This is a genomic window from Pseudonocardia charpentierae (assembly GCF_031845345.1).
Lineage (GTDB): Bacteria > Actinomycetota > Actinomycetes > Mycobacteriales > Pseudonocardiaceae > Pseudonocardia > Pseudonocardia charpentierae.
The window spans coordinates 122,020-139,972 of sequence record NZ_JAVREJ010000016.1 but is presented as its reverse complement, the minus strand read 5'-3'; the positions used below and the strand labels follow the sequence as shown (position 1 = coordinate 139,972).

Sequence of the window (17,953 nt, the reverse complement as noted above, 5' to 3'; positions counted from 1 at the left end):
GTACCGGCGTCGCCTAGCCTCAACGGCGATGCGTGCCGTGGTGATCGAGGCGTTCCGGGACCCGCCGCGGCTCGTCGCCGTTCCCGATCCGCAGCCGCCGGCACACGGCGTCGTGGTCGCCGTCGCGGCCACGGGGGTGTGCCGCAGCGACTGGCACGCGTGGCAGGGGCACGACGCGGACGTCACGCTGCCGCACGTTCCCGGGCACGAGCTCGCCGGCACCGTGGTCGCTGCCGGCGCCGACGTACGACATCGACGGGTGGGTGACCTCGTCACCACGCCGTTCGTCACCGCGTGCGGCATCTGCCCCGAGTGCAGCGCGGGCCACCAGCAGGTCTGCCGGGACCAGACCCAGCCCGGCTTCACCGGATGGGGCTCCTTCGCCGAGTTCGTGGCCCTCGACCACGCCGACGTCAATCTCGTCGACCTCGGTGCCCTCGCCGACGGTGGCGCCCTGGGTGACGAGCCCGCTGTTCTCGCAGCCGCGCTGGGCTGCCGGGTCGCGACGGCGTTCCGGGCCGTCACCGACGTCGCCGAGGTGCGTGCCGGCGAATGGGTGGCCGTGCACGGCTGCGGCGGGGTCGGGCTGGCGGCGATCGGTGTCGCCGTCGCGGCCGGAGCCCGGGTCGTCGCCACCGATCCCTCTCCCTCGGCACGGGCACTGGCGCGCGAGTTCGGTGCCGAGGACGTCGTCGACCCCACCCGTGACGACCCCGTCGCCGCGATCACCGACCGCACTGGGGGCGGCGCCGCCGCATCGTTCGACGCCGTCGGCCTCCCGGCCGTGTGCGAGGCGTCGATCCGCTGCCTGCGCCGTCGGGGCCGGCACGTGCAGATCGGGCTGCTGCCGGCCGCGGCGGGCAGGCCGGTCGTGCCGATGGACGTCGTCGTCGCCCGCGAGCTGCAGGTACTGGGCAGCCACGGGATGGCGGCGCACGACTACCCGCGCCTGCTCGCGCTCGTCTCGGCCGGGAGCCTCCCGCTGGCCCGGCTGGTCGGGCGGACGCTCCCCCTCGACGCAGGGCCCGACGCGCTCGCCGAGGTGGGGACCGCGACGGCGGCGGGCGTCACGGTGTTGCGTCCCTGAGCTGTCCTCACCCGTCCGTGGCGAGCCCCGACGGACGCCTTGACCCGATCGGCCTCAGGGTCGACCCTCGATTTCGTCGTGGTCACCCCTGAATCTGCGCCGGCCCGGGCACAAGCTGCCAGGCCTGGTCGTTGAGCCGGACGACCGAGCCGTTGAAGGAGAGGACCCGATGTCATCGTCCTACCAGCCCCACCAGCCCTATGACCCCTCCCAGCCCCGCATCGACGCCGCCCCGCCCGCGAGCAGCCGCCTCGCAGCGATCTTCGCCCACCTGTCGGCGCCGATCGCCGCGCTGCTGAGCGCCGGGTCGCTGAGCCTGCTCGGGCCGCTGCTGGTGTGGCTGGTGATGAAGAACGACCCGTACGCCCGCAAGGCCGCCGCCGGGGCGTTCAACTTCAACCTGACGTTCTGGCTGCTCTACCTGCTCAGCTGGGTGCTGATCTTCACGGTCATCGGGGCGGTCGTCGGCATCCCGCTGATCGTCGTGCTGTTCCTGGTGTCCGCGTGGTGCCACATCAAGGGCGCCGTCCGCGCAGCCGACGACCGGCCGTACGACTATCCGTTTCAGATCCGCGTGCTGTCCTGAGCACTACTTCCCGTCGGGCACCTGGTCCGTGACGTCGTCGTAGCCGACCGGGGCGGGAGCCTCGGTCGGCACGTAGATCACGCGGATCACGCCCGTCGGGAACGCCTCCGTCGCCGTCACCGTCAGGTGGTAGGGCGTCTCGCCGTCGTCGAAGAGCCTGCGTCCCTTGCGCGCTGCCACGGGGTGCACCAACAGGCGCAGCTCGTCGACCAACCCGGCGGCGAGCAGCTGCTGCACCACGGAGAGCGATCCGGGGATCAGGATGCCCGTGACGCCCGGATCGGCCTTGAGTGCGCCGACCGCCTCGACGAGGTCACCCTCGACCAGCTCGCAGTTCCGCCAAGAGAACTCGAGCGGCTGACGCGAGACGACGACCTTGCGCATGTCGCCGATCTGCTTGGCGAACGGGGCGTCGTCGCCGCCCGCGGCCTCGCGCTCGGGCCATGCCCCGGCGAAGCTGTCGTAGGTCTCGCGACCGATGAGCAGCACGTCGGCGGTGTCGTAGTCCTCGCCCACGGCGCGGCCCATGTTCTCGTCGAAGTACGGGAAGTGCCATGCGGGGTCGATCTCGGCCACACCGTCGGCCGAGATGAACAGAGTCGAGACGACCTTGGCCATCGTGGTGATCCCTTCCAGTCGCGGGGTGTCGGCAGGCAGACGCGGTGGGCCGCCGAATCTCATCGGAAGCCGGAACGGCGGACCACGACGACGGCGATGTCGTCGGCGGGTGTCCCGCCCTGATGGTCGATGGCCGCGGCCGCGATCTCTCCGGCGATGGTGGGCGCACCCCGGTCGCGGAGCGTGCCGAGGAGTGCCGACAGCCGTTCCTCGCCGAAGAAGTCGCCGCCGCGCCGACCCTCGACCACGCCGTCGGTGTAGAGCAGGAGTGCGTCCCCGGGTTCCAGGGTGGTGGTCGTCTCGTGCAGCGCCGGCGACGGCAGCGCACCGAGGACGGTGCCGAACCGTCCGACCGGCACCGGATCGCCGTCCCGTCGCAGTGCCAGCGGGCGGGGGTGCCCGCCCAGGCAGATCGTGACGTGGGCGGGGTCGCCCGCGACGAGCCGGATGCGGGCGACGGCCACCGTGCACACCCGCTCCGCGTTCTGCCGGAGCAGTGCGTCGTTCAGCGCGGCGAGCACTGCCCGCGGGCGCCGGACGTGCATCGCGACGGCGCGCACCGTGTAGTGCACGAGGCTGGTCAGGGTGGCCGCCGCCACGCCCTTGCCCACGACGTCGCCGATGACCACCATCCAGTCGCCCGGTCCGGTGGAGAAGACGTCGTAGAAGTCGCCGCCGACCTCGTCCCCGCGACCCGCCGGCCGGTAGACGGCCCCCAGGTCCAGCCCGGGCACATGCGGCAGGTCGGGTGGCAGGAGGCTGTCCTGCAGCGTGCGTGCGAGCAGTCTCGCCCGCGCCTCCGACTCCTCCGCCCGGCGGCGCGCCCTCAAGAGTTCGGTCTCGTACGAGCGGCGGTCGCGCGCGAGGAAGACCGCGACACGGACGGATCGGGGTGCGCCGTCCGCGGCGCGGACCAGCGCCGAGTTCATCAGCACGGGCAGCCTGCCGCGGGGGCAGACCAGCGTCACCGCGATCTCGCGCACCTCGTCCTGCATCTGCAGCAGCGGGGCGTAGTGGGTCTCGTAGAAGATCCGGTCGCCGACCGCGAGCAGCTCGCGGAACTGCGTGCCGATCAGCGCGGCACGATCGTGGCCGGTCCAGCGCAGCAGCGTCCGGTTGACCGTCTCGACGGTGCCGTCGGGACGGACGGACAGGAGACCGCAGGGAGCATCGTCGTAGAGCTCCCCGGGACCTTCCGGCACGGCGCCCACGACGCCGCACAGTAATCCGCTGCGCAGAGGGTGTGACCGCGAGCGGTCGTGTCGCACACCGGTGTGAAGCCGTCACCCTGCGTTGTACGATGCCTGCAGATCTGTCGCACAACCGGGAGAGAGTCGGCGATGCCACCGCCCTCCGACCGCACCGAGTTCGTCCACTTCACCCTGCCGGCCGACGCCGCGCACCTGTGTCGGTTGCGGCACGCCATGTACGGATTCCTGGGCGCGCTTCCCCTCTGTCCCGATCGGCAGGACGAGATCGTGCTGGCCGTCGGCGAGGCTGCGGCGAACGCCGTCGAGCACGCCTACCGCGACCAGGAGCCCGGCGTCATCGACGTGACGTTCTGGACCGAGGGCGACGCCCTCTGCGTACAGATCCGCGATCACGGCAGGTGGCGTGAGCCGTCGTCCGGGCCACAGTCGGTGGGGCACGGCCTGGGGGTCGTGCTAATGCGCCGTCTCATCGACTGCGTCCTGATCCACCACGACCACCGCGGCACCACCGTGCTGCTGCGCCACCCCGTGCACAGCCCCGCTCCCGACAGCCGGCCCGACGTGGTTCCCGGGGCTGCGGGTCGACCCGCCGGGGCCCACCGGGCATGATCTTCCCGCCCACCGACCCGGCCTGTACTCGGGTACGGGCGCGGTGTTTGCTTTACGCGTGAATGACCGTCCTGTCCTGCCTGCGGGCGGCGACGGATGGGTAGCACCCGGGCGGGACGACGGCCCGGCAGCGACTCAGGCCACCGTCGTCGTCGACCGCAGGGACGGCACCGCTCACATCGCCGTCTCCGGCGAGCTCGACCTCGCGAACGCGAAAGCCGTCGAGCAGCAGATTCTCCGGGGCGTCGGTGGCGGACCCACCGCTGTCACGCTCGACCTCACCGGTCTGCGCTACATCGACAGCGCAGGCCTCTGGATCCTGTTCCGCCTGGGCAGACATCTGGCGGCGGCGAAGATCGCCGGGGAGGTCGTCGTCCCCGCCGACGGACCGGTCTGGCGGATGGTCGAGACCGCAGGCGTCGCCGCCGCGATCCCGGTGCGACCACGACGGTGACGAGCACCTGCCCTTGTCAGTGGAGGTCGGGAGCGCACGTGTCGGTGGCAGTCATGCGGACGGTGTAGCCGTCGCGGTGGCGGCGGTGGGTCACGTCGACGAGCTGGTGGCTGATCCAGAGACCGAGACCGGCCCCGTTCCGGTGGTCGGGTGGAAGGAGCCCGACGAAGGGGTTGGTCGGGCCGGTGCCGGAGTCGGTTACGGTGACGGTGAACCGGCCGGGCTGCACCCATAGGCGGAGGATCACGGGAGGCCGGCCGTGCCGCCGCGCGTTGCTCACCGCTTCGTGCGTGGCGAGCACCATGTTCTCGACCTCCTGCGGCGGGAGCTTGCTGTGGATGGCGAACGCGGCGACCGCCGCCCGGGCGGTGGGTGGTGACGGGTCGAGCAGTTCCGCGGCCGGAGGAGTCGCTTCGATCTCGTCCGGCGGCGCGTCCATGTGCGTGCTGACGAAGTCGACCGGGTCCTGGAAGTGGCCGTTGTCCCGGTGCTCGCCGGCACGCGCCACGATCGGATGGGTGGCGAGCAGGTCGTCGACCATCTCGTCGTCGAGCATGCCCCGGTCGTAGAGACACACCACCCAGGCGTCGTACCGGCTCAGGGCCAGGTTGACGCCCGCCTCGAGCCGGCGCCACTCGTGCCAGTGCGCCTCCGGCACGGTCGGCTCCTGGTTGAGGATGCGCACCCGGGACCGTCCGACATGGCCGTCGAGGAGGGCCACGGTGGCGCGCAGGTCCGAGGGTCCGCGCCCCGGCTGCCCGAGAACGGGCAGGATCACGAGGTCGTGGGAAGGGCGTTCCACCCGGCTGAGCACGGCCGCCGCGACCTCACGACGGACGAGCAGCATCGTCGGCTCTCCCGCCGCAATCCCCTCCTCGGCGAAGGGCACGACGAAATCGAGCATCTCCTCCGTCGAGCTGTGCAGAACCAACTCGTGCCGGAACCCGAGCCGAGCCACGGCGCCGGGCCTCACGATCTGCCGTCGACTCGCACGGCGACCAGATCCACCAGCTCCGTCACCCGGGTCACGACGGACGGGGCGGAACGCAGGACGATCGTCGCACCGCCGGCCATGGCGTACCGATCGAGTGTGAGCATGCCGCGGACGTCAATGAACTCCAGGTCGGTCGCATCGATGATCACCGTTCCTCCTGTCGTGGCCACTCCTGTCCGCTGCAACGCCTGCTCGAACTGGTCGACGCAGAACACGTCGACACAGCCGGCGAGGGCCACCTCCGCATCCCCCGCGGCGCAGACCTGGAACGGCGACAGATCACCGTTGGCCAGCGGATGGACGCAGACGAGCTCGGCCACGGCACTGTTGCCGAGCGCGGCGGCGTCGTACGCACAGAACGCCGTGACGGGGTGCGTGCAGCAGAACTGGTCCAGCTGATGTTCGTACTGGACCTCTTGCGCGCGACGCGTCGGATCGTGCGCCCGGGCAGTGCCGTCGGCGAACATCCGCAGGCCGCGGTAGCCCGCCTCGAGCGCACGTCCCGTGAGCGCTTCGAGCACCGGCAGCTCGGCCGCGTGGGTGTCGGAGCGGTGGACCATGTCGGACGGCACGAACTGGAGTCGGCCCTGGTGCACGTGCTCGTCAAGATCAGGGATCCCGACCAGGCCGGGGTACACATCGGTGCAATCCCCTTCGCTCACGTACGCCACGCGCTCCTGCCGGGACAGGCCCTCGGCCACGTACTGCCGTGCCGCTGCCGACAGCTCGTCCGGGCGGCGGAACGGCCAGCACAGATGGTCCCCCGGCGTTCGGGGTATCGGGGACGACACTCTCCACGGCCTGCCCCCAACGGCGGACCTGAACCTGCCGCGCATCACTGTCCCTGCCCTGGTCCTCTCGGTCCGCAGAGGCTTCACAGTCCTCCTGACGAGGCTCGCGCGCCAGCGCTGGCGAGATGGTGGTTCCCCTGCCGCAGCGCTCCTGCGACGCTCGGAGATCGGTTCCGAGGCGAGGGAGACAGCATGAGCGGCGCGGAGAAGGACGAGCAGGCGCTCCGGGAACTCGAAGACCGGCGGTACGCCGCGATCGTCGCGGGCGACTTCGCCGACTTCGCGGCCGTCTGCCATCCGGAGCTGCTCTACACCCACTCCACTGCCGTCACCGACACGCTGGAGTCGTACCTGGAGAAGTGCCGGTCGGGGTACTACGTCTACCACCGCGTCGACCACCCGGTGCACCGGATCGTCGTCGCCGGTGACACCGCGCTCGTGCTCGGCGAGATGAACGCCGACCTGACGGCCGACGGTGTCCGCAAGCAGCTGCGGAACAACGCGCTGGCCGTCTGGGTGCGCGACGGCGAGACCTGGAAGCTGATCGGCTACCAGCCCACTCCGCGGCCGTGACCGACGTCGGTTCTCACACCTCGGTGCTCATACGCCGGCGGCGAGTTCGACGGTCGCCTCGACCTGGGCGACCCGTTCGGCGGCCGACCCGCCGAGCGGGGTCACGTTGATGGTCGTCACGCCCGCAGTAGCGAAGGCGGCCAGGCGCTCGGCGACGTGCCCGCGCGGCCCGACCAATGCCATCTGCCGCAACATCTCCTCCGGTACCGCGGCGGCCGCCGCGTCCTTGTGCCCGTCGAGGTAGAGATCCTGGATCTCCCGCGCCTGCGCCTCCCAGCCGTAGCCGTGGACCACGTCGTTGTAGAAGTTGCGGCCGCGCGCGCCCATTCCCCCCGCGTACAGCGCCACGAACGGGCGGAGGTCGTCGAGGACGCGACGGGCGACGTCGGTGTCGTCGGTGATGCACAGCGTCGCCGAGGCGACGACGTCCAGGGGCCCGAGAGCGGGGTCCCGACGGGCCCGGCCCTCGTCGAGCGCCGACCCCCACAGCGCACCGGCTCGCTCCGGCACGTAGAGGATCGGCAGCCAGCCCTCGGCGATCTCCGCGGCGAGCGCGACGTTGCGCGGGCCGAGCGCGGCCAGCACGATCGGGATCCGCTCGCGTACCGGGTGGTTGATCAACCGGAGCGGCTTGCCCAGCCCGGTGCCCTCCTCCACGGGCAGCGGCACGCGGTAGTGACGGCCCTCGTGCTCGAGCCGCTCGCGGCGCCACACCGCGCGGCAGATCTCGACGATCTCGCGCGTCCGGGCGACCGGCGCGTCGTAGCGGACGCCGTGGAATCCCTCGACGACCTGCGGGTTCGACGCGCCGAGTCCGAGGGTGAACCGACCGTCGGAGACGAAGTCGAGCCCGGCGGCCGTCATCGCCGTCAGGGTCGGGGTGCGCGTGTAGATCTGCAGGACGCCCGCGGCGATCTCCAGCCGCGACGTCCGGGCGGCGAGATACCCGAGCTGGCTGACGGCGTCGAAGCTGTAGGCCTCCGGCACCCACACGATGCCCAGGCCCGCCCGCTCGTGGTCCGCGAGCTCGGCGACGGTCTCCGCGAAGCCGCCGCTGTAGCTCAGCATCATTCCCACGCGCACGAGGAGTGACGATAGAGCCGGATCGCCGGTAGCGTCGCCCGGGCGTCGAACACCATGGGTACCGCTGTCGCTACCGGTCGGCGCGTCTCATCCGTAAGAGGGGTACCCATGAACGAGCGTCAGATCTGGTTCGTGACCGGCGCGAGCAGCGGTTTCGGCCGGGCGATCACCGAGGCCGCCGTCGAGGCGGGTGACACCGTCGTGGCCGCCGTCCGCAGGCCCGCAGCACTCGACGACCTGGTCGCCGCACACCCGCGCCTCGTCGATCCCGTCGCGCTCGACGTCACCGACGGTCCGGCCGTCGACGCGGCCGTGGCCGGCGCGCTGGAGCGGCACGGCCGGATCGACGTGCTGGTCAACAACGCCGGCCGCACCCAGGTCGGAGCCGTCGAGGAGACCACCGACGACGAGCTGCGCAATCTGTTCGACCTGCACGTGTTCGGCCCGTTCGGCCTCACCCGCGCCGTGCTGCCGCACATGCGCGAGCGCGGCAGCGGGGCGATCGTGATGATCAGCAGTGTGGGCGGCCAGGTCGTCATGCCCGGGTTCGGCGTCTACTGCGCGACGAAGTTCGCGCTCGAGGCCGTCGCCGAGACACTCGCCGCAGAGGTGGCGCCGTTCGGGATCAAGGTCATGGCGGTCGAGCCGGGCGCGTTCCGCACCAACCTGTTCGGTCCGGGTGCGGCGGTGATGAGCGCGGAGAACCCGGCCTACGCCGAGACCGCAGGCGCGACGCGGCGCTTCGTCGAGAACGGCGACGGGACCCAGCCGGGCGACCCGGCGAAGGCCGCCGCGGCGATCCGCACGGCGCTCGCCGCCGAGACGACGCCGATCCGCCTGCCGCTCGGCGGCGACGCCGTCGACGGGATCATCGCCCACCTCGACTCCGTCCGCGCCGAGGTCGCGGCGTGGGAGAAGGTCTCGCGGGGGACGGACTTCGACGACGTGACCTGACCCGGTCCGGTCATCCCGTGCGCCGCTGCGCCCGCTTGGTGACGTAGCGGCGGATCTTCTCGTGGGTGCCGCAGTCGCCCATGGCGCACCAGCGACGGCTGCCGTTGCGGGAGCGGTCGAGGAACAGCCACGGACAGCCCGCGCAGCGCTTGAGCCGGTGCAGGTCGTCGGCGCTGCGCAGCAGCTGGTGCGCGGCGTCGGCCACCGGCCACAGCGGGGCGTCGAGCATCGTGGGGTCCCACTCGGGGTGCACGTCCGCCGCGAGGCGCATCCGGGCGAGCGCCTCGACGCAGAACGGCCGCAGCAGCTCCCACGCCTCGTCGACCGGTGCGCCGTCGACGACGGCCCCGAACGTGGCGTTGAGCGCGTCGCGCAGCTCCGCGGCGCGGTGCACCACGGCGTCCGCCTCGCCCGGTCGTGCCTCGGCGAGCCCCTGGAGTGCCGGGGAGGCGAGCCCGCGCTGGACGGACCAGTACAGCAGCGCCCCGTAGTCGGCGACGTGGTCCCACCGCTCGGGACCGAGCGGGTCGTCGACCGTGTTGGCGAAGTCCAGTGCCAGATGACCGCCGAGGACCGGGAGCGGCCGGATCCCCGGCGGGCGCATCGGTTCGGCGAGGACTTCCGGAGTTTCCATCATCGGCCAGTTTACCGGTTGCGACCCATCCGAGCCGTGCTTATGTTCCCGGCATGAAGCCTGACACTGGTAACAGTTCACGGCTGGGGATCGCGGTGCCGTGCGTGGCGCAGTTCGATCGCGGGCAGCGCCGTCGCGACGATCGGCGTGCTCGCCGTACTGGTGGCGGCACGGGTGCTGCCGTCCGGTCGGTCACCGCGGGCCGCGGGACAGGCCCTGGATGCGCCGGGCGCAGCGCTCGTGACCGCCGCCATCGCCGCCGCCGTGCTGGGGTTGTCCGTGGTCGCCGAGCGGCCCACCGGATGGGCGGGCTGGGCGATGCTCGTCGGCGCCGCGCTCCTGCTGGTCGTCTTCGCCCGGCACGAGCGGCGCACCGCGCGGCCGCTGCTGCCCGGTCACCTCGTCGCGCAGCGCGGCGTGCGGGGCGGCAACCTCACCGCGGTCGCCCTGACCGCGTGCACGTCGCCGGCGATGCTGACCGTCGTCCGGTACGTCCAGGAGCAGCTCCGGTTGCCGCCGGCCCGGGCCTCGCTGCTGTTCCCCGCGTTCAACGTGGCAGTGGTGGCCGGAGCACTGGCCGGCCCGCGCCTGCTCCCGAGGCTGGGCACCCGGACGCTGCTCCTGATGGGCTTTGCCGCCGTCACCGCCGAAACCGTCCTGCTGCTGACGCTCCCGGACCGGGGGCTGCGACTCGCCACCCTGCTCGGGTCGTTCGCACTGATGGGCGGAGGTCTGGGGGTCGCCTCGCTCGCCTCGACCGCAGCCGGAACGGCCGACGTCGCCGCCGACGACCAGGGGGTGGCCGCCGGGCTGCTGGCGTCGAGCGCGCAGCTCGGCACCGCGGTCGGCGTCGCCGTCGTCACGCCTCTTGTGGCCGGGGCCGCGACCGGCGGCTACAGGCTCGGCTTCCTGGCCGCCACGGTCATGGCCGTTGCGGGAGTCGCAGCGAGCCTGATCGCGCCCGGCAAGCGCGTCGGAGAGGTCAGTGACGCAGCGCGTCGTAGAGATCCGCGTGCCGGTGCGCCGTCCGCTCCCAGCTGTGCTCCGCGCAGTGCCGCCGAGCGCCGTCGCTGAGGGCGTCACGCGATGCCGTGTCGTCGAGCAGGCGGGCGATCCCCGCGGCGAGGTCGTCGGTCTGCAGGGTGACGTCGCGCAGGTCGGCGAACCAGGTCGTCGGCGTGGTGAGTACCGGCACCCCGCTGGCGAGCCCGACCCGCACCGCCCCGCTCACCGCGGCGAACCGCGGCGGCGCGTACGGGAACACGAGGACGTCGGCCTCGGCGGCGAGCCGGCGGGCGATCTCCTCCTCCTCGAGGAACTCCGCGACCCGTCGCACCGTCACGGGCAGGTCGAGCCCCGCGAGCCACTCCTCCGCCCACGCCTCGCGGGTGGACCCGATCAACAGGAGCTCCACGTCCCCAACGGCGGCGGCCGCATCGAGGAGCGCAGGGAGGCCCTTGTGCGGCTCGAGGAAGCCGAAGGTCGCGACCATCCGGCCACGGCGGGTCTTCCGCGGCGGGAACCAGGCCGGGCAGCCGTGCGGGATCAGCTCGACCAGCCGGCCGGGCCACCGCTCCTGCAGCAGCGCCACACCCTCGGCGGAGTGCGCGACCAGCGCGTCGACCTCGCCCTCCCAGTCGTCGACCTGCCCGCGCACGCTGTGTTCGGTGACGACGAACGGCACGTCGCGGTCCCGGGCCTGGCGGGCGACCTCGGCGACCCGCTCCGGGGCGACGAGCGAGTGCTCGTGCTGGAGGTGCACCACGGTGGCGTCGTCGCCGGGTTCCGCGGTGTGCGCCACCGGGCGCCCGATCCGGTGCAGCGCGGCGACCAGCGCGTCGGCGTACTGCGCGACCCCGCAGCGCGTCCCGACCGACGGGGTCCACATCGTCGGCACGGACAGCGGGGCACGGCCGAGGGCGGGGGCGGCGGAGATCGACACGTAGCCGCGTTCCCCGGCCGGGCCGCGGCCAACCCCGGAGGACCGTGCCCCCTGGGCCTGGTTTCGGACGACCGGCCCGCTCGTCGGAACCTGTGCGACGAGCGGGCCGGTCGTCTCGTAGGCCGCGCACCGCGGGCTCGGTCAGCTGTCGTCGTCCGAGGTGTCATCGGCGGTCGAGTCCGTGTCCTCGCTCTCGGCCGGGGCGGAGTCCTCGTCGTCGTCCGCGACAGCCCTCAGCTCCGCGGTGCTGGACTCCTCTGTGCTGGGCTCCTCGGGGGTGGGCTCCTCTGTGCTGGACTCCTCCGAGGTGGTCTCCTCGGCGGCCTTCGACGACGTGACCACGACCTCGGAGGACGCAGGAGTGGCCGGCGGGGTCGTCCTCGGAGTCGTCGGGGTCGAGGGGGCCGGACTCGACGTGGCCGTCGGCTTGGTGGCGGTTGTCGGCTTCGTGCTGGTCGCCGGGGTCGACGGCGTGGCCGTGACCGTGATCGTCACCGTCGCCGGGGTCGTCGGGGTGCTCGTCGGCGTCGAGGTCGCGGTGACCGTCGTCGTGACGGCACCGGCATCAGACTCGGACGCCGCCGGCCCGGTGACTACAGGCGCAGGCGCCGCGAGCGCTGCAGCCGCCGCGGGGTCGAGCGTCCCGTTCGCCGGGGCCGGGACCTGCACGGGCGGGGTCGGTGCCGTGCTGGGTACCGGGCCGGCGCCGTTGGGCAGCACGGCGACGCCGGCGCCGTAGGCCGCGGCCCAGCGCAGGACGAGCGCCCCGTAGGCGTCGGAGCGGTTGTAGCGCAGCAGGGCGGCACGCTGCGCGGCCGGCTGGGACAGGTCGCCGCCGCTCGAGCAGAGGTAGGTGCCGGAGGCGACCGCGGCGTCGAAGACGTTGTGTGGCGACACCACGCCGTCGTTGTTGCCGTCCTTGGCGAACGACTTCCAGGTGCCGGGGATGAACTGCATGGGGCCGACCGCCCGGTCGAAGCCGGTGTCGCCGTCGAGCGCACCGGCGTCGCTGTCGCGGATCGTGGCCGTGCCGACGGTGCCGCCGTCGAGGCGGGGGCCGAGGATGCGGCCGTTCGTGGTGCCCGCGGCGTCGACCCGGCCGCCGGAGGCGTGCCCGGACTCAACTCGGCCGATGCCGGCGACGAGCGTCCAGGGCAGGTGACACGACGGGTTCGAGGCGGCGAGGGCCGCCTCGGCGGCTTTGTAGGCGGCCAGCACCGTGCTCGGGATGCCGGTGCCGTCGGGGGACGTCGGGGAGACCCGCGCGGTCGCCGTCGCGGTGGCCGGGGCGAGGGCGGTGGCAGGAGCGGCGGCGACCGCGGTGGGAACGGCCACGGCGACGGGCCCGGCGACCTCGGCAGGCGCGTACGGGCCGAGCGGGGTGTCGGACAGCGACACGATCGGCTGGCTCTCGGCGACCGTGCCGACGGCGAGCGCGGCACCCGTGTGACCGAAGGCCGCGAGGGCGATCGCGGACAGTGCGCCGGCCGCCCGCACGGCACGACGATGCATCACCCGGGAGGCCCTGCCGCGACTCACGCGGACAGCATTCAGGTTGCGGACGGTGACCGTCGACCCCAATCGGCGTGCGGTCACACTCCCCAATGCGGGGGGTCGGGCCCGGCCGGGGCAGGATCGGCCCGTGCCTTCCTTCGCCGACGAGTGCACTGCAGCGGCGGCCCGCCTCGACGGGGTCGCGCGTGTCACCCCCCTCGAAGCCAGCCCCCGGCTCTCCGATGCCGCGGGGGCCCAGGTGTGGTTCAAGCGGGAAGACCTGCAGGTGGGGCGCTCGTACAAGCTGCGCGGCGCCTACAACCTGCTCGCGCAGCTCGGGCCCGCCGAGCGGGCGGCCGGTGCGGTGTGCGCCAGTGCCGGCAATCACGGGCAGGGCATGGCCTACGCCTGCCGGATGCTCGGGATGCGCGGGCGCGTCCACGTCCCCCGCACCACCCCGCGGCAGAAGCGCGAGCGGATCGTCGCGTTGGGCGGCGACGACGTCGAGCTCGTCGTCGACGGCGACACGTACGACGACGCGGCCGCGGCCGCCGCCGAGTACGCCGCCCGCACGGGCGCGACGGTGGTGCCGGCGTTCGACGACCGGCGCACGATCGCCGGCCAGGCCACCGTCGGCATCGAGATCCTGGACCAGCTCGGGCGGGCGCCCGACGTCGTCGTGGTGCCCGTCGGCGGCGGCGGACTGCTCGCCGGCGTCGCGACCCTGATGCGGGAGCAGCACCCCGGGATCCGGGTGGTGGGGGTCGAGCCGGCGGGCGCGGCGAGCATGACCGCCGCCCTGCGCGCAGGGGCGCCGGTGACGCTGCCGGAGCTCGACTCGTTCGTCGACGGCGCCGCCGTGCGGCGGGTGGGCGAGATCAGCCTGCCGATGGTGCACGACAGCGGCGCAGAGCTCGTCACCGTGCCGGAGGGGCGGGTGTGCACCGAGATGCTCGACCTCTACCAGGTCGACGGGATCATCGCCGAGCCCGCGGGCGCGATGGCGTCGGCCGCGCTGGGCGACGAGGTGTCGGTCGAGCTCGGGTCGACGGTCGTGTGCCTGCTCTCGGGCGGGAACAACGATGTGAGCCGCTATGCGGAGGTGGTGGAGCGGTCACTGGTGCACCGCGGGCTCAAGCACTACTTCCTCGTGGAGTTCCCGCAGGAACCCGGAGCGCTGCGCCGGTTCCTGGACGAGGTGCTCGGCGCGGACGACGACATCGTCCTGTTCGAGTACGTCAAGCGCGACAACCGGGAGACGGGCGCGGCGCTCGTCGGCATCGAGATCAGCAGCCGCGAGGGCTACGAGCCGCTGTGGGGCCGGATGAAGGCGAGCCCGCTGAAGATCCAGCTGGTGGCGCCGGGGAGTACGGCGTACCGGTTCCTGGTCTGAGCTGACGCTCGGCACGCCGCCCGGCCCGGGTGGCAGCCTCCGGCGGGAGTGCAGCATGGTGGCTTTGCTGCACTCCGACCGCAGCAAAGCCACCATGCTGCGAACCCCGGTACCGCGCCGGCACGCCGTGCGGCGTCAGAACGTCTTCCCCACGTCCCGGGCCGCGGCGTGCGCCGCCCGCCGGCCGGTGTCCGCGTCCGCCGTCGCGAGGTCGGGGCGGAGCTCGATGCCGGTGACGTCGTCGATGCCGGTCCAGCGCAGCCAGTCGTCGAAGTACGGGCGCTGGAAGTCGGCGCCGAACGGCAGGCCGCGCCCCGGGCCGTAGACGGCGCTCGTGTAGACCACCGCCGCCTTCTTGCCCTGCAGCAGGCCGCTGTACCCGCGCTCGGGGTCGAAACCGAAGACGAGGCCGGGCTGGGAGACGACGTCGATGAACTGCTTGAGGATGTAGGGCACGCCGGCGTTCCACATGGGGACGCTGAAGAGGTAGCGGTCGGCGGCGTCGAACCGGCGGAACGTGTCGATCGCGGCCCGCCAGGCGAGCGCCTCGTCGCCCTGCGGGTCCGCTCCGGCGAACACCGCCATCTTCGCCGCCGCGGCGGGGGGACCGAACGCGGGCAGCGTGCCGTCCCACAGGTCCCACTCGACGATCTCGTCGTCCGGGTGGGTGTCGCGGTAGGCGTCGAGGAACGTCGCCGCGATCGCGCGCGACTCGGAGGCGGCGCCGCGGGGAGAGGCGGAGATGTGCAGCAGGGTGCTCATGGGGTGATCCCTTCCAGAGTTATGTGCGTACGCACATAACAGCAGCAAGGCACCCACCCGTCAAGGTGCGTGCGCACGCACCTTTCTGTTAGCCTCGTCTCATGGCTGCCGACGACGAGAAGGTGTTGGCCTGGGCGTCCGTACTCCGGGTGCACGCCGCGGTGGTCCCCCGCCTCGAGCGTGAGCTGGCCGCCATCGGAATGCCGTTGTCCTGGTACGACGTGCTGCTCGAGCTCAATTCCGCCCCCGACCGCCGCCTGCGGATGACCGAACTCGGCGCCAAGGCCGTGCTCAGCCGGGAGCGGGTCAGCCGGGTCGTCGACGAGCTCGAGCGGGCGGGCCTCGTCCGCCGGGAGCGCAACCCCGACGACGGGCGCTCGCTGCTGGCCGTCGTCACCGACGAGGGCCGGGCCCGCCTGCGGGCGGCGGCGCCGACCTACCTCGCCGGGATCGAGCACCATTTCGGCGCACACCTCGACGACGGCGAGGCCCGGGCGATCGCCACGGCGCTGTTCCGGGTCGTCGAGGCCGCCGAGAACCAGCCGACCCCCGCCGGCCGCCGGCGGTCCTGACGCCCGAGTGGATCCGACGCAAGGGGTTGAGGGCGAGGCCTGCATCACGAGATCGGGCAAGTGACGGGCCGAGCACGGCCCGGCACACTGAACCGGTCCAGCATGCAGACGGACGGGGGCCTGCCGGTGCGCAAGACGTCGCCCGACGCGCTTCCGGTCACGAACGCGCCGCCGCGCCGGCCGGGAGTGCTCCGCGAGCTGCGGGCGTGGCCGACGGTGCTGCTCGTGGCCTTCTGCCTGCTGGTCGGGGTGCCGGTGACGGTCGCGCTCACGCCCGAACAGGACGTGGTCGCGCTCGGCCAGCACCTGTCGGTCGGTGCCCGCACTCCCACCCCGACGTTCTCCGGGCCGGCCCAGCTGGTGCAGATCGGCAACACCGAGCTCGACATGCCCCGGCTGCGGATCCACGGCCCGCTGCGTCCTCGCCTCACCATGGGCCCGGTCCAGCGCAACGCCGCGGCCGCGCAGGTGTTCGACCCGCTGACCAGCGCGCAGGCCCAGGCACAGGCGATCGACAACGTCTCCCGCGGCTTCCTGCGCTGGTACCTCTGGGGCGGGCTGGGCCTGCTCGTGTTCGCCCTCGCGGCGGCCGCCGGAGCGGGCTGCCTGCGCATGCTCGCGGTGCTGCGCGCCCGCAGCCGGGCGGGTGAGGACGCGGGACCGCACGCCGTCGCGGAGATCTGGCACCACCTCAGCGGGGCGATCGCCCGCATGACCGCCATCGCCGTCGCCACCTCCGCGCTCGCCTGGGTCGCGGCAGGTGGGCTGGCGTACACGGACACCGTGCGCGGGCTGCAGAAGGTCGGTTCACTCACCGACCTGGTCGGGTCGTCGTCGGTCTCGCCGGAGCCGGCCGGTCCGGCGGTCACCGGGTTCGCCGGCGCGGTCGTCGGCGACTCGCGGGCCGTCCGGGTCGGCGGACCGCCGCTGCCGAACCCGTCGCCTGCGGACGCGGCGTGCGGCCGCAGCACCGACTCCCTGGCCGCCGAGGTCGGTGGGATTCTCGCGGCACCCGTCCTGAACCTCGCCTGCCCGAGCGCGACGACCGCGGCGGGCCTGCTCGGGCCGCAGGAACGCAACGGGCTGCTGCTGCCGCCCCAGGTGGGCGTGCTCAAGCAGGTGCAGGGACTGGAGTTCGTCGCCGTGGCGATCGGGCCCAACGACCTGGGCTGGTCGGACCTCGTGACCTACTGCTACGCGGTGGAGAACTGCGCGGACAACCTCAGCCAGGGCGAGTTCGACTACCGCCTCGCGGCTTTCGACCGCGACTACGGCACCCTGCTCGCCGAGCTCGCCGCGCTGCCCGGACAACCGCAGGTGGTGGTCGTGACCTCCTACGACGCGCTGCCGGCCACCATCGACCCCGCGTGCCCCGACCTGCGCGGCCCGGCCGCGGCCGCGGGCCTCACCACGGCCGAGGCGGATCTGCTCGCCGCCCGCAACGACCAGCTCAACACGATCCTCGTGGCGGGCGCGCGGAAGTACGGCTTCGGCGTGGCCCGCCCGCACCTGTCGCCGCTGTGTGCGCCGGGGTCGACGGAGGCGGCGGACGGGTCGACCGGCCCGGACCTGCAGGGCCTGGCCGACCCGTTCCCGTTCCATCCCACGGGCACCGGCTCGTTGCGCACGGCGGCGGCCGTCGCCCGCCTGATCACACCGGACCCCGACGGCAACTGAGCACGCCCCCCAGATGCCTGCAAGGCCACCTTCATGTCGCCAGGTGTCGTGAAGGTGGCCTTGCAGGCACTAGGGACGACGACGGGTCAGGCGCGCTCCGCCTCGTCCGCGAGCTGCGCCACCGCACCGCGGGGCAGCGCCACCACCGGCACCGGGGCGTTGCGCACGATCTTCGACGCGCGGGAACCGAGGAACACCCGTTCCAGCGGACCCGCGGTGCTCGACCCCACCACCAGCACGTCCCCGGCCGTCCACTCGATGTCCGCCAGTGCGTCCGCCCAGTCGTGCCCCCGCCCGACGACCGCGCCGTCCGTGCGAGGAGCCACCGGCAGCCCCGCGACCTGCTCCAGGACCCGCTGCTGGACCTTGTCGACGTACTCGACCCACTCGTCGACGACCGCGTCTTCGATGTGCGGCCCCGTCGCGATCGTTCGCGGCGGTGCGGGCCGGACCGCGAACGAGGCCACCCGTAGGACGGCGCCGACCCGACTCGCTGGTGCCCCGGATCAGCAGCAGCGC

20 protein-coding genes are annotated in these 17,953 nt (G+C 73.1%); 10 read left to right on the top strand and 10 right to left on the bottom strand.

The genetic code is table 11. The features are described from left to right. Nucleotides 1-28: 28 nt before the first annotated feature. Nucleotides 29-1,087 (top strand): zinc-binding dehydrogenase, encoded by a 1,059-nt coding sequence (locus RM445_RS21585; RefSeq protein WP_311558629.1) that lies wholly within the window; start codon nt 29-31, stop codon nt 1,085-1,087. 169 nt (nt 1,088-1,256) lie between these two features. After that, nucleotides 1,257-1,673: a DUF4870 domain-containing protein gene (locus tag RM445_RS21580; protein ID WP_311558628.1), complete on the top strand. Its 417-nt coding sequence runs from the start codon at nt 1,257-1,259 to the stop codon at nt 1,671-1,673. Between the two features lie 3 nt (nt 1,674-1,676). Here the strand turns inward: RM445_RS21580 and RM445_RS21575 are convergent, their stop codons facing one another. Together RM445_RS21575 and RM445_RS21570 are read right to left on the bottom strand one after the other, a co-directional pair. Continuing rightward, nucleotides 1,677-2,291: a dihydrofolate reductase family protein gene (locus RM445_RS21575; RefSeq protein ID WP_311558627.1), complete on the bottom strand. Its 615-nt coding sequence runs from the start codon at nt 2,289-2,291 to the stop codon at nt 1,677-1,679. A gap of 59 nt (nt 2,292-2,350) precedes the next feature. Beyond that, nucleotides 2,351-3,502, bottom strand: coding sequence for a PP2C family protein-serine/threonine phosphatase (locus RM445_RS21570; protein ID WP_311558626.1), 1,152 nt, complete (start codon nt 3,500-3,502; stop codon nt 2,351-2,353). A gap of 129 nt (nt 3,503-3,631) precedes the next feature. Between RM445_RS21570 and RM445_RS21565 the strand changes: the two genes are divergently transcribed. Continuing rightward, nucleotides 3,632-4,111 carry an ATP-binding protein gene (locus RM445_RS21565; protein WP_311558625.1) on the top strand — a complete coding sequence of 160 codons (480 nt, stop codon included), beginning with the start codon at nt 3,632-3,634 and terminating at the stop codon, nt 4,109-4,111. A 58-nt stretch (nt 4,112-4,169) separates the two neighbouring features. Next, nucleotides 4,170-4,565, top strand: a complete 396-nt coding sequence (locus tag RM445_RS21560) for an STAS domain-containing protein (protein WP_311558624.1) — start codon at nt 4,170-4,172, stop codon at nt 4,563-4,565. Between the two features lie 16 nt (nt 4,566-4,581). Here RM445_RS21560 and RM445_RS21555 read toward each other — a convergent pair whose 3' ends face one another. Together RM445_RS21555 and RM445_RS21550 are read right to left on the bottom strand one after the other, a co-directional pair. Further along, nucleotides 4,582-5,523, bottom strand: a complete 942-nt coding sequence (locus tag RM445_RS21555; RefSeq protein WP_311558623.1) for a sensor histidine kinase — start codon at nt 5,521-5,523, stop codon at nt 4,582-4,584. A gap of 11 nt (nt 5,524-5,534) precedes the next feature. Next, entirely contained in the window at nt 5,535-6,395 is an 861-nt protein-coding gene (locus RM445_RS21550) for an MEDS domain-containing protein (protein ID WP_311558622.1), read from the bottom strand. Nucleotides 6,396-6,542: 147 nt separating this feature from the next. Between RM445_RS21550 and RM445_RS21545 the strand changes: the two genes are divergently transcribed. Continuing rightward, on the top strand, nt 6,543-6,923 hold the full coding sequence (locus RM445_RS21545) for a nuclear transport factor 2 family protein (protein ID WP_311558621.1): 381 nt from the start codon (nt 6,543-6,545) through the stop codon (nt 6,921-6,923). A 27-nt stretch (nt 6,924-6,950) separates the two neighbouring features. Here RM445_RS21545 and RM445_RS21540 read toward each other — a convergent pair whose 3' ends face one another. Further along, on the bottom strand, nt 6,951-8,006 hold the full coding sequence (locus RM445_RS21540) for an LLM class F420-dependent oxidoreductase (protein WP_311558620.1): 1,056 nt from the start codon (nt 8,004-8,006) through the stop codon (nt 6,951-6,953). A gap of 108 nt (nt 8,007-8,114) precedes the next feature. Between RM445_RS21540 and RM445_RS21535 the strand changes: the two genes are divergently transcribed. Then, the gene (locus tag RM445_RS21535) at nt 8,115-8,960 is read left to right on the top strand and encodes an oxidoreductase (protein WP_311558619.1); all 846 of its coding nucleotides are present in this window, start codon (nt 8,115-8,117) and stop codon (nt 8,958-8,960) included. A 10-nt stretch (nt 8,961-8,970) separates the two neighbouring features. On the opposite strand, the gene RM445_RS21530 is transcribed toward RM445_RS21535, so the two are convergent. Further along, complete coding sequence (locus RM445_RS21530) at nt 8,971-9,597, bottom strand: CGNR zinc finger domain-containing protein (protein WP_311558618.1); 627 nt, start codon at nt 9,595-9,597, stop codon at nt 8,971-8,973. A gap of 144 nt (nt 9,598-9,741) precedes the next feature. Between RM445_RS21530 and RM445_RS21525 the strand changes: the two genes are divergently transcribed. Then, nucleotides 9,742-10,668, top strand: coding sequence for an MFS transporter (locus RM445_RS21525; RefSeq protein ID WP_311558617.1), 927 nt, complete (start codon nt 9,742-9,744; stop codon nt 10,666-10,668). On the opposite strand, the gene RM445_RS21520 is transcribed toward RM445_RS21525, so the two are convergent. Together RM445_RS21520 and RM445_RS21515 are read right to left on the bottom strand one after the other, a co-directional pair. Further along, nucleotides 10,577-11,536, bottom strand: a complete 960-nt coding sequence (locus tag RM445_RS21520; RefSeq protein WP_311558616.1) for a glycosyltransferase family protein — start codon at nt 11,534-11,536, stop codon at nt 10,577-10,579. The genes RM445_RS21525 and RM445_RS21520 overlap by 92 nt on opposite strands. Before the next feature lie 141 nt (nt 11,537-11,677). Continuing rightward, on the bottom strand, nt 11,678-13,033 hold the full coding sequence (locus RM445_RS21515) for a lytic transglycosylase domain-containing protein (RefSeq protein ID WP_311558615.1): 1,356 nt from the start codon (nt 13,031-13,033) through the stop codon (nt 11,678-11,680). A 145-nt stretch (nt 13,034-13,178) separates the two neighbouring features. Between RM445_RS21515 and ilvA the strand changes: the two genes are divergently transcribed. Further along, the gene (gene ilvA / locus RM445_RS21510; RefSeq protein ID WP_311558614.1) at nt 13,179-14,423 is read left to right on the top strand and encodes a threonine ammonia-lyase IlvA; all 1,245 of its coding nucleotides are present in this window, start codon (nt 13,179-13,181) and stop codon (nt 14,421-14,423) included. Between the two features lie 135 nt (nt 14,424-14,558). On the opposite strand, the gene RM445_RS21505 is transcribed toward ilvA, so the two are convergent. Next, a complete protein-coding gene (locus RM445_RS21505) occupies nt 14,559-15,185 on the bottom strand; it encodes an FMN-dependent NADH-azoreductase (RefSeq protein ID WP_311558613.1) in 627 nt (208 codons plus the stop codon). Nucleotides 15,186-15,286: 101 nt separating this feature from the next. Between RM445_RS21505 and RM445_RS21500 the strand changes: the two genes are divergently transcribed. Then, a complete protein-coding gene (locus tag RM445_RS21500; protein ID WP_311558612.1) occupies nt 15,287-15,757 on the top strand; it encodes a MarR family winged helix-turn-helix transcriptional regulator in 471 nt (156 codons plus the stop codon). A gap of 102 nt (nt 15,758-15,859) precedes the next feature. Next, nucleotides 15,860-17,434, top strand: a complete 1,575-nt coding sequence (locus RM445_RS21495) for an SGNH/GDSL hydrolase family protein (protein ID WP_311558611.1) — start codon at nt 15,860-15,862, stop codon at nt 17,432-17,434. A gap of 86 nt (nt 17,435-17,520) precedes the next feature. On the opposite strand, the gene RM445_RS21490 is transcribed toward RM445_RS21495, so the two are convergent. After that, on the bottom strand, nt 17,521-17,901 hold the full coding sequence (locus tag RM445_RS21490) for a universal stress protein (protein WP_311558610.1): 381 nt from the start codon (nt 17,899-17,901) through the stop codon (nt 17,521-17,523). Nucleotides 17,902-17,953: the final 52 nt, after the last annotated feature.

Excerpts from the sequence above, each read along its gene's own strand:
- RM445_RS21535 (WP_311558619.1), top strand. The coding sequence starts at position 8,115 with ATGAACGAGCGTCAGATCTGGTTCGTGACCGGCGCGAGCAGCGGTTTC.
- RM445_RS21495 (WP_311558611.1), top strand. The coding sequence starts at position 15,860 with ATGCAGACGGACGGGGGCCTGCCGGTGCGCAAGACGTCGCCCGACGCG.
- RM445_RS21550 (WP_311558622.1), bottom strand. The coding sequence starts at position 6,395 with ATGCGCGGCAGGTTCAGGTCCGCCGTTGGGGGCAGGCCGTGGAGAGTG.
- RM445_RS21575 (WP_311558627.1), bottom strand. The coding sequence starts at position 2,291 with ATGGCCAAGGTCGTCTCGACTCTGTTCATCTCGGCCGACGGTGTGGCC.
- RM445_RS21530 (WP_311558618.1), bottom strand. The coding sequence starts at position 9,597 with ATGATGGAAACTCCGGAAGTCCTCGCCGAACCGATGCGCCCGCCGGGG.
- RM445_RS21565 (WP_311558625.1), top strand. The coding sequence starts at position 3,632 with ATGCCACCGCCCTCCGACCGCACCGAGTTCGTCCACTTCACCCTGCCG.
- RM445_RS21500 (WP_311558612.1), top strand. The coding sequence starts at position 15,287 with ATGGCTGCCGACGACGAGAAGGTGTTGGCCTGGGCGTCCGTACTCCGG.
- RM445_RS21505 (WP_311558613.1), bottom strand. The coding sequence starts at position 15,185 with ATGAGCACCCTGCTGCACATCTCCGCCTCTCCCCGCGGCGCCGCCTCC.
- RM445_RS21585 (WP_311558629.1), top strand. The coding sequence starts at position 29 with ATGCGTGCCGTGGTGATCGAGGCGTTCCGGGACCCGCCGCGGCTCGTC.
- RM445_RS21545 (WP_311558621.1), top strand. The coding sequence starts at position 6,543 with ATGAGCGGCGCGGAGAAGGACGAGCAGGCGCTCCGGGAACTCGAAGAC.
- RM445_RS21580 (WP_311558628.1), top strand. The coding sequence starts at position 1,257 with ATGTCATCGTCCTACCAGCCCCACCAGCCCTATGACCCCTCCCAGCCC.